We start from the raw sequence: 9,871 nt of genomic DNA on the forward strand, positions 1-9,871 counted from the left end.
AAGGCAAAAAAATCACCTTTCACGACAGTTGCTTTCTGGGCAGGGCCAATGATGTATATGAAGCCCCCAGGGAAGTCATCAAAGCCTTGGACATGGAGCTTGTGGAAATGAAGCGATGCCGATCAAAAGGGCTTTGCTGTGGTGCCGGTGGGGCGCAGATGTTTAAGGAGCCGGAAGCCGGAAAAAAAGACATCAATGTGGAACGCACCGAAGAAGCCTTGCAAACAGGTGCCAAAACCATTGCAGTAGGTTGTCCTTTTTGCCTGACCATGATGACTGATGGGGTAAAAAACAAGGAAAAAGAGGCAGAGGTAAATGTGCTTGATTTGGCTGAATTGATTGCAAAAGACCAACAATTGTAGACAAAAAAAGGATATTGTTCGTCTTGTACAGGGTGAGTTTTTAGGTTTTATACTTTTTTTGAGGGAACTTAAAAAAGATTTTGTATCATAATGAATGTATCTTCGTTTAATAGTAAAACAGCAACTATGCCTGTTAAATTTATAAATTTGATTCTGATAATAAATTAAAAGAGCCAATTATGTACGTACCATTTGATGATATGCCAAAAGATGCGAGAATTTGGGTCTACCAAGCAGACCGACCTTTTGAGGAGAAGGAGAAAGTTTGGATCATTTCTAAACTCGTTGCCTTCTGTAACCAATGGAACACCCATGGTGCAGAGATGCCAAGTTCTTTTGACATTAGGCTTGACCAATTTATTATTCTTTCTGTAGATGAAAGCAAGTTGGGGGCAAGCGGATGCTCCATAGACAGCTCTGTTAGGATCATTCGGGAGATAGAAGTTAAATTAAATCTGAATTTGCTAGACAGTGGCAAGGTGGCCTATATGGATGGAGAAAATGTTAGGGTGGCCTTTTTGCCTGAAATTAAAAATCACGTTTCAGCCGGTTCATTAAAGTCTACCAGCAAAATGTTTAATCCCAGTGTCAATAAAATTTCGGACTTGAATGAACAATGGCTTATTGAAGCCAATAACAGTTGGCTAAAAAAATACTTTGCTCATTAATACTGCCAGAGAAATAATAGTATGAGAAACATAAAGTTCACCCTCCCTGTAAGCCGCTGTTTACTTCCTGTTTTATTGCTTGTGCTACAAGCATCTTGTACCAGTTTGCAACAAAAAGCCCAGACCCAGTTCAACACCGGTGAATACCAACTGGCCATTGCTTCCTATTCCAAACTGTTAGAAAACGAGCCGGACAACAGTGAAGCCAATTTTTATATCGCAGAAAGCTATAGGCTTTCCAACAGAATAGAGAAAGCCACAGAATACTATGAAAAAGTCAATGAAGCAGATGCTACTTTCGACAGTCAATACCATAAGGGAAAGAGCCTGAAAGGGAAGGGTGAATATGAGGCGGCTAAGGAAGCCTTTGAATCAGCCAAGACGCTGACAATGGACGACGAGAAAATAGCACTTGCCAATAAGGAAATACAAAACATTGATGCAATTGCCAACATTACTCCCATCTGGCCCAATCATGAATTGGAGAATTACACCTTACTGAACACCTCCGGATTGGATTACGCACCTGTGCTAAGTGAAAACCAATTGTTTTTCACCAGTTCCAGAGGAGCCAGAGGCATGTATACCGGCTCAGGCCAAGGCTATACCCGTTTATTTAAAACCAGGGCAGACGGCATTAATGTGGATGTGCAAGGAGTACAAACCCTAACAGAGTTTCAAAATGAATCGGGCCTAAATCAAGGAGCCATTGCCATAAGCCCCGACGGAAATAGGATCGTTTATGCCCGTGGCAACAGTAACCGCAAAGGTGACCTGCCTGAAGTTAGCCTTTTTTCTTCCACATTTAACGGCAGTGGATTTACTCAGCCGGCATTTATGGGGGTGAATGGAGAACCCGAGTACTGGAATTCTACTCCGGCTTTTAGTCCGGATGGAGAAACCCTCTATTTTGCATCCAACCGCCCCGGAGGTTATGGCGGAACGGATCTTTATAAAGCCACCAAGATGGCTTCAGGTAACTTTGGGGCCGGAGTAAATCTCGGTCCGGAAGTCAATACTCCCGGCAATGAAATGTTCCCCAGACCTTTGGCCAATGGTGAATTTTATTTCTCCTCAGACGGACATCCCGGCTTTGGTAAGTTAGATCTTTTCGTTTATAAAGAAGTGGAAGGGCAAAACAAAATAGTAAACCTTGGACCCAATTTTAATTCCGTTGCAGATGATTTTGGGATTTTCTTTACTAAATATCCTGAAGAAGGATTCATTACATCCAACCGCGAAGGCGGCAAAGGGGATGATGACATTTATTTCTTCAAAGACATGACCCCCGCACCAAAAGTGGTCAATGTAATGCTAAATGTAGTCACCAAAACCATTGCTGAAAACGGTGAGGAAGAGATACTTCCTCAGGTGCGGGTAATGCTTTATGATGATAAAAATGAAACGGTAGACGGTGACCTCAGCAGTCAATCAGGCCGCTTAAGATTCCCTCTAGAACCCGATGAAAACTATTCAATCATTGCTTCTAAAACCGGTTATTTCACCAAAAGCATCCCTTATACCACCATCGGAAAAACACCGGCAGAAGAGGATCTAATTCAAGATGTGACCAATATTACCCTAGATACCACCATAGTTTTGGATCAGCTAATTCTGGAAAGAGCCATTGTGCTTGAAAACATTTATTACGATTTGGACAAGGCTGATATCCGACCTGATGCAGCCATAGAACTGGACAAGCTGGTGAAAATTCTTAAGGACAACCCGGGCATACGTATTGAGTTAAGTAGCCATACCGATGCAAGGGCCACAGATGCCTACAATGATGATCTTTCTCAAAGAAGGGCAGAATCAGCAGTAGCTTATATTGTATCCCAAGGTATTGCTGCAGACAGGTTGGAAGCCAAGGGATATGGAGAAAGGCAATTGATTATAGAAAATGCTCAAACAGAAGAAGAGCATCAAATCAACAGAAGAACGGAGTTTAAGGTTATAGAAATCACGGAGTAAAATGCTTACCTTTGCCCCTTATCTGTTTTTTCCAAATCTGAGTTTATGAACGATAGGTACATGCAGCGTGGGGTTTCGGCCTCCAAAGAAGACGTACATCAAGCAATTTCAAACCTAGACAAAGGCCTGTATCCTAAAGCCTTCTGCAAAATTGTAGCAGATGTTTTGGGCAATGATCCTGACTATTGTAACATTATGCATGCGGATGGTGCAGGAACAAAGTCTTCCCTGGCTTACCTTTACTGGAAAGCCACCGGTGACCTAAGTGTATGGAAAGGAATTGCCCAAGATGCAATCATCATGAATATTGACGACCTACTTTGCGTGGGTGCCGTCAATAATATTTTGGTTTCCTCCACCATCGGCAGAAATAAAAACCTTGTTCCCGGAGAAGTGATCGCTGCCATTATCAATGGTACAGAAGAGGTATTACAGATGTTGAGAGACCATGGTGTAAATGCTATTCTTACCGGGGGAGAAACAGCAGATGTAGGTGATTTGGTACGCACCATTATTGTGGACAGTACAGTTACCTGCCGCATGAAAAGAAATGAAGTCATTTCCAATGACAATATAAAAGCGGGAGATGTGGTTGTGGGCATGACCTCATTTGGTCAAGCAACTTATGAAACCGAATACAATGGAGGAATGGGAAGCAATGGACTTACTTCCGCCAGGCATGATGTCTTTTCAAAGCGGCTGATGTCTGCGTATCCTGAAAGTTTTGACCCTTCGGTTCCAGAAGATTTGGTATATTCCGGAAGCCATGACCTCACAACCCCTGCACCGGGCACTCCCTTGGATATGGGGAAATTGGTACTTTCTCCTACCAGAACTTATGCGCCAATTATGGCCGCTTTACTGAAAGAAAACAGGGCCGCCATACATGGATTGGTCCATTGTAGTGGTGGGGCCCAAACCAAAGTGCTTCATTTTATAGACAATCTTCACGTTATCAAAGACAACCTATTTGATACTCCTCCGCTCTTTAAGATCATTCAGGAAGAAAGTGGTACAGATTGGAAAGAAATGTACAAGGTTTTCAATATGGGCCACAGAATGGAAGTCTATTTGGATGAAAAGGATGCTGACCAAGCCATTGCCATTGCTGCCAATTTTGGTGTAGAAGCCAAAGTAATTGGTCGGGTAACAGATTACCAAGGGAAAAAAGTTACAGTCAATAGCCAACATGGCACCTTCACCTATGATGGATAAGGTATCCAACCAACTTTGAGCCAATGAAAATCCTATTAAAAATAATCCTTGGATGTTTCATTTTTTTATTGGCCTTAGGATTACTGACGCTCACAACGGTTGATTGGACGCCATATAAAGAGACTACTTATTACAAAGAAACCAAGCAAGCAGTTGGCAAGCTGGCTTTTAAGGGGTCTGATAAAGGCTATCTTTTGGGTGGTTGGGCCAAGGCGAATATAACCCCTGACAAACCCGCCAACTTGGTGGCTTATAAACCTCGCGGGCCTTATGAATTCGTGGCAGACAGTAGCTTTGTAAAGGCCATAATAATAGGCAATGCGCAATTTAAGGTGGCTTTCTTAAATTATGAGTTACTCATTGTCCACCCTGAGCTTGCCCTAACTTTAAGAGAAGCCTTAGCCAAAGAGCAAGTACCTATAGACCAGATTTATTTTACAGCCACACATACCCATAGCGGAATGGGTGGAACCATACCCGGACCTGTGGGAAAAATCGCCATGGGAGGATGGGATGAACCTTTGGTAAATACCATTAAAAACGGCACCTTAAAGGCACTAGAAAAAGCCCTGGCCAATATGGACACAGTAAGCTTGCGCACCAAAAGATCTGACCCCATAGATCCTTTTATCCGACAGTTGATTTTGGAAAACACTGATGGACAAAGCTGCTCATTGGTGACTTACAGTGCCCACGCTACCTGCCTTAGCAGCAAGTTTATGGGGCTTTCAGGAGACTACCCTTACTACCTTTCTGAATTTATGGAAGAAAGGCATGACTTTGCCGTTTTTGCGGCAGGTGCAGTAGGCAGCCACCGCCCCAAAGCACCCGGAAATGATATCAAAAGCATCAAACAGTATGCTTCTACATTGGACTCAGTAGTCAATGAGAATAAAAGCGAAAAGGCACTTGCAGGCAAGCAGGTCTTGGCCACAAGGCTTCCATTAAAACTTCGTTCCCCTCATTACAGGGTCAGTGATAACATTCGGCTTCGACCTTGGCTTTTTAACTGGGCTATTGGGGATAATCCGGCTTATTTCGATGTCGTCAGAATAGGCAATGCCTTGTTTATCTCTTCTTCCGGTGAAGTTTCAGGGGTATTTTATAAGGCATGGGAGGAACAAGCCCAAGCTCTTGGTCTCTCCTTGTTCATTACCACCTTTAATGGAGGATATATAGGCTATATTACGCCTGACAAATACTATTCAGGTGATTATTATGAAGCCAGAGACATGAATTTCTATGGTCCTTACAATGGGGATTATTTTAAAGAAATTGTATCGGATTTGATATCTTTTGGTGCCGGTAAATAAACTTTTGCTTGGTAAAACCCTTTTTCAAAGGACATTTCTTTTGCCGCTACCCAACCTCCCTTGGTGAAAAACCCCTCGTAATCAGGTAATTCTTTTCTTGGATGTTGGGTCAAAAAACCAAAACTGGTGATCATCAATCGAATCAAAAACTTTTTATCTCTCACTGGAAAAAAATCCAAAAACAACCACTTGGAATCGGAAGTTACCTTTTGGTTTACCTCCTCAAATAGTGCAGTGATGTCTTGATCTATCAATACATCCAATAAAAATTGCGTGACTATTATATCAAAATTGTATTTTTCCGGAAGCTTAAAATCAGCCCTGAAAATAAATTCCACACGGTCTTGTTGATCTGAAGGGATTCTTTTTTTGGCTTTCTCAAGCATTTTTTCCGAAGCCTCCATATAAATTACCTTACCTTTTTTCCCACATCTTTTTAAAATATCCGGCAAATTGGCTCCAGTTCCTCCACCTACTACTAAAACAGTGTCTCCCGGCAGAATAATATCTAAAAATGCCCACTTGCTCCCATGAAACCTTGGCCCTAATACCAAAGTGGCCAGTGCATCATAAAATGGGGCAACAAAATTATAAGCATTCATAAAATGTTCCTTCTACCTCTTGTGTTTATAACTTGTTTTTTAGTCCTTATTAAAACAATAACAATAGGATTGGCAAAGAAAAGCTGAGTTCAAGGCGCTTTCTTGTTTTCATAGTGTTACTAGCCGGAGATTCCATAAAGCTGATGACATGCATCAGCAGCATCAATCCCCAAATTAAAGTGTAAATATGAAAATAAGAGGGCAAAATCAAGAAAAGAACCACAAGGTAAACCAAACCTATAATAGAAAGCCCCCAGAGTAACTTTCTGGTTTGTTTCGTACCAATAACTGTGCTGATGGAAGCTTGTCCTTCAGCCAGATCCTGGGCTCCGTCACTGTAGGATAGATAAATCAAATTGTACCAAGCCAACAGAAAATACGCAGCCAAGAAAAAGGCCCAATTGGCAGAAGAGAAAGCATGATCAAGATTTAATATCGGGATCAACACCAATCCCGCCACATAAAAAAAAGCTGTAGAAAACTCTTTTACGGCAGCCATTTTCTTACCTGCAATGCGCAAAAAAGTCATGGTAAGCATGATTACCAGCGCAAGTGCCAGTCCCGAGCCAAGCATCTTAATGGAAGGCAAAAACAGGAAAGCCAAAATCAAACCCGTTATAATGGCAATCAGCATCAATACCATCAGAAATTTAAAGTGGTTTTGATGGAATCTATGTCTTTGAGATAAGGCAGGCCCCTCCACTTTTTTGGCATCCAATAAATGGTCAAAGGTATAAATACACCAAACAGCCAAAGCCAGAAGTAAATAAATTTTCCAGGACAAATCCACTTTCATGAGATCAGCAAAAAAATACATCCCTGAACAAGCCCCTGCCACCACATCCAAAGAAAGGAGGTTAATCTTTTCGTAAATAAGCAAATGCTTCAATTTCATTGTAACAGAAAAATTCCTAGTAACATGCAATTTAAAGAAATGAAAGGATCAAAACATTTAAAAATTATGTAATTTCCATTTTCTAAGAAAATCTACTATTCATGAACAAGTTATTTTATATTCTTTTGTTAATTGTCAGTCAACAAGTTTTTGCCCAAGAACCCATTAAAGTTGCCTGTGTGGGCAATAGTATCACCCAAGGCCCCGGCAGAGACAATCCTGACAGTTACCCCCTTCAAATGCAGGAGCAGTTAGGGGATAAATACCAAGTGATCAACTTTGGGGTAAGTGGACGTACTTTATTGAAAAAGGGAGATCACCCATATTGGGAAGAGCCCCAATTCGAAGCGGTGAAAAAATTTGCACCTGATGTGTTGGTAATAAAATTAGGAACCAATGATTCTAAACCACAAAACTGGAAATACAAAGATGAGTTTCTTGACGATTATGTGGAAATGATAGAAACCTATAAAGCAAGTATGCCGGCTAGCGGAAAAGTTTATGTATGTCTTCCTGTTCCCGTGTTTAAAACCAATTTTGACATCACTGAAGAAATAATTGTCAATGAGATGGTGCCTCTTATCCGTCAGGCAGCAGAACAAACCGGAGCCACACTTATTGATTTACACACGCCTATGGAAAAATACGGGAAGTTGTTTGCTGATGGCGTACACCCCAATACCAAAGGCAATAAAATCATGGCAAAATTGGTTGCCAAAGCCATCAAATAATCTTGTTATTTGAATTCATTAAGCAAAGCCGGCCCTTTTCAACATTGGGCCGGCTTTGCCTTCCCATTGAAAGGTAACCGGCCTTACTTTTGGCAGGTTTTTAAAGCTAAATTGGCCCTAAATTACCCGGCGAAAAAGGCCCTGTTTCTTTCAATAGTCAGGTTGAAAAAAGATTGATATCCAGCAGGTTCTCTTTAATTTTAATTTGGGATTAAACCATATAGGGTAATTCCGTGTTATAATCCCTCATGTTGCATTACACCACATATCTATTAAAGCCAGATGCCCCTTGGGTAACCTTTGTCCATGGTGCAGGAGGCAGCAGTGCCATCTGGTTTAAACAAATTCGAGATTTTAAGAAATCATACAATGTATTGTTGGTGGACTTAAGGGGCCATGGAAAATCCAAGGACAAGGTTTACGAGAAATTAAAAAAATACAGTTTCCCTGTTATTTCTGATGAAGTAATGGAGGTATTAAATCACCTGAAGATTGAAAAATCTCATTTCATAGGCATCTCGTTGGGTACAATTATTATTCGGGAAATAACAGAAAGATACCCGGAAAGGGTGTCGAGCATGGTGCTGGCAGGAGCCATAATGAAGCTTAACCTTCGCGGGCAGGTACTGATGCGTCTAGGGATTTTACTGAAATCTGTCATCCCGTATTTATTCCTATATAAGCTTTTTGCTTTCATCATTATGCCAAGAAAAAATCATAAGGCATCTAGGTACTTATTTGTTAAAGAAGCAAAAAAGCTTTATCAAAAAGAGTTTATAAGATGGTTTAGCCTTGCTTCCAGAGTCAACCCTTTGCTGAATTTATTTAGGATAAAAGAAACCCCTGTTCCCACCCTTTACCTTATGGGCGAGGAGGATTATATGTTTCTGCCCACCATCACTAAACTGGTAAAAACCCATCAATCTGCACAGCTAGAGGTAGTTCCCTCTTGCGGACATGTGGTCAATGTAGAACAGCCAGAAGCTTTCAATAGCATCGCTTTACAGTTTTTAAAAGCCAATTAGGCAATTTAAAGCTTTGTCACGCTTTAAGGGATTTGGCCACGCCTTCTCTTTTTCATACCTTACTATCAGCACAATCCATTAAACCAATAGAAAATGCCCATAAAAGTGTCTTCTTTAACCTTTCTTTTTACCACCGTACTTTTTTTCCTTTTAAGCTCACTAAAAGCCCAAGAAGTAATTGATTTTGATATCAAACTGGCCGGTTTTACCATCGGGCAAATGAAAGCCAGCAAAACCTTAGCACAGGATACCACCACTTACAGGCTAGACAGCAAGGTTAGTTTTTGGTTATTCGGTACCATTAAAGTAGACTACCACACGGAGGTAAAATACCACGAAGGTGTTTTCATTAATTCTAAAGTAAGTTCAAAAACAAATCGGGGAAACTTTATCAGTAAAATATGGCTGGAAGGGAATGAATATAAAATTGATGCAAATGGTTATAAATATGAACATAAAGACATCATCAAAGATCCTATTCACCATAGTGCTGTAAGGCTATTTTTTGAGGACCCCAAAGGGATAAAAGTGATGATGGCAGAAAACTTAGGTAAATTCTCCGAAATAAGATCCCATGGTGAAGGTATTTATACCACCCATATAGAGGGTGATGAAAACAAATATTACTATCAAAATGGGAAAATGCTAACAGTCAGCATGCACAATCCCATAAAAAATTACGAAGTAAAACGCAGAGAATAAGCATCAAAGTAGCCTTATAAGGTGTACAATCGGTATATTGAAAGATAACCCAAAAAACGATGCTGCTACGACACCTATTAATTGCAACAATTTTTCTAGTAAGTGGTCTTTCCTATGGCCAAGACTTTAACTTTAAGGGAGCAGAAATTGTCCCTTATGGAGAAAGTGAGCGCTTACCAACCTATGCCAAGATACTGAAAGAAGAGCTGGAAAGTCGGATTGATACGACATTTCCCATTAATCAAAAAGAGGAGAAAAAGTCCCCCAGCATTCTCTTAACTCAATTCGATGCCATCCAAAATCTTCCAAAAAAATGGAAGAAAAGATTACAGGACATCGAAGCCATGCCCGCTGAAGGCTACACGGTGATCATCGATGATACATTCG

At 40.8% G+C, this 9,871-nt stretch carries 10 protein-coding genes and 1 pseudogene; 9 read left to right on the forward strand and 2 right to left on the reverse strand.

All coding sequences use genetic code 11. The features are described from left to right. The 5 genes from AAC037_RS11115 to AAC037_RS11135 all read left to right on the forward strand — a co-directional run. The coding region (locus AAC037_RS11115) for a (Fe-S)-binding protein (RefSeq protein WP_339903060.1) at window positions 1-362 on the forward strand (362 nt) is incomplete at its 5' end. Between the two features lie 179 nt (window positions 363-541). Next, on the forward strand, window positions 542-1,030 hold the full coding sequence (locus AAC037_RS11120) for a hypothetical protein (RefSeq protein ID WP_339903061.1): 489 nt from the start codon (window positions 542-544) through the stop codon (window positions 1,028-1,030). 21 nt (window positions 1,031-1,051) lie between these two features. Next, entirely contained in the window at window positions 1,052-3,001 is a 1,950-nt protein-coding gene (locus tag AAC037_RS11125) for an OmpA family protein (RefSeq protein WP_339903062.1), read from the forward strand. 45 nt (window positions 3,002-3,046) lie between these two features. Beyond that, window positions 3,047-4,216: an AIR synthase related protein gene (locus AAC037_RS11130; RefSeq protein WP_339903063.1), complete on the forward strand. Its 1,170-nt coding sequence runs from the start codon at window positions 3,047-3,049 to the stop codon at window positions 4,214-4,216. 23 nt (window positions 4,217-4,239) lie between these two features. Then, on the forward strand, window positions 4,240-5,529 hold the full coding sequence (locus AAC037_RS11135; RefSeq protein WP_339903064.1) for a neutral/alkaline non-lysosomal ceramidase N-terminal domain-containing protein: 1,290 nt from the start codon (window positions 4,240-4,242) through the stop codon (window positions 5,527-5,529). On the opposite strand, the gene AAC037_RS11140 is transcribed toward AAC037_RS11135, so the two are convergent. Continuing rightward, window positions 5,478-6,131, reverse strand: coding sequence for a class I SAM-dependent methyltransferase (locus AAC037_RS11140; RefSeq protein WP_339903065.1), 654 nt, complete (start codon window positions 6,129-6,131; stop codon window positions 5,478-5,480). The genes AAC037_RS11135 and AAC037_RS11140 overlap by 52 nt on opposite strands. Before the next feature lie 49 nt (window positions 6,132-6,180). Next, entirely contained in the window at window positions 6,181-7,026 is an 846-nt protein-coding gene (locus tag AAC037_RS11145; RefSeq protein WP_339903066.1) for a hypothetical protein, read from the reverse strand. Window positions 7,027-7,127: 101 nt separating this feature from the next. On the opposite strand from AAC037_RS11145, the gene AAC037_RS11150 reads away from it, so the two are divergent. The 4 genes and pseudogenes from AAC037_RS11150 to AAC037_RS11165 form a co-directional block, all read left to right on the forward strand. Then, window positions 7,128-7,757: a GDSL-type esterase/lipase family protein gene (locus AAC037_RS11150; protein WP_303614085.1), complete on the forward strand. Its 630-nt coding sequence runs from the start codon at window positions 7,128-7,130 to the stop codon at window positions 7,755-7,757. A gap of 248 nt (window positions 7,758-8,005) precedes the next feature. After that, on the forward strand, window positions 8,006-8,782 hold the full coding sequence (locus AAC037_RS11155; protein WP_339903067.1) for an alpha/beta hydrolase: 777 nt from the start codon (window positions 8,006-8,008) through the stop codon (window positions 8,780-8,782). 93 nt (window positions 8,783-8,875) lie between these two features. Then, window positions 8,876-9,484 (forward strand): DUF6134 family protein, encoded by a 609-nt coding sequence (locus AAC037_RS11160; protein WP_339903068.1) that lies wholly within the window; start codon window positions 8,876-8,878, stop codon window positions 9,482-9,484. 59 nt (window positions 9,485-9,543) lie between these two features. Then, a pseudogene (locus AAC037_RS11165) lies at window positions 9,544-9,871 on the forward strand (hypothetical protein); the annotation flags it as partial.

The organism is uncultured Cyclobacterium sp. (assembly GCF_963976465.1).
GTDB lineage: Bacteria > Bacteroidota > Bacteroidia > Cytophagales > Cyclobacteriaceae > Cyclobacterium.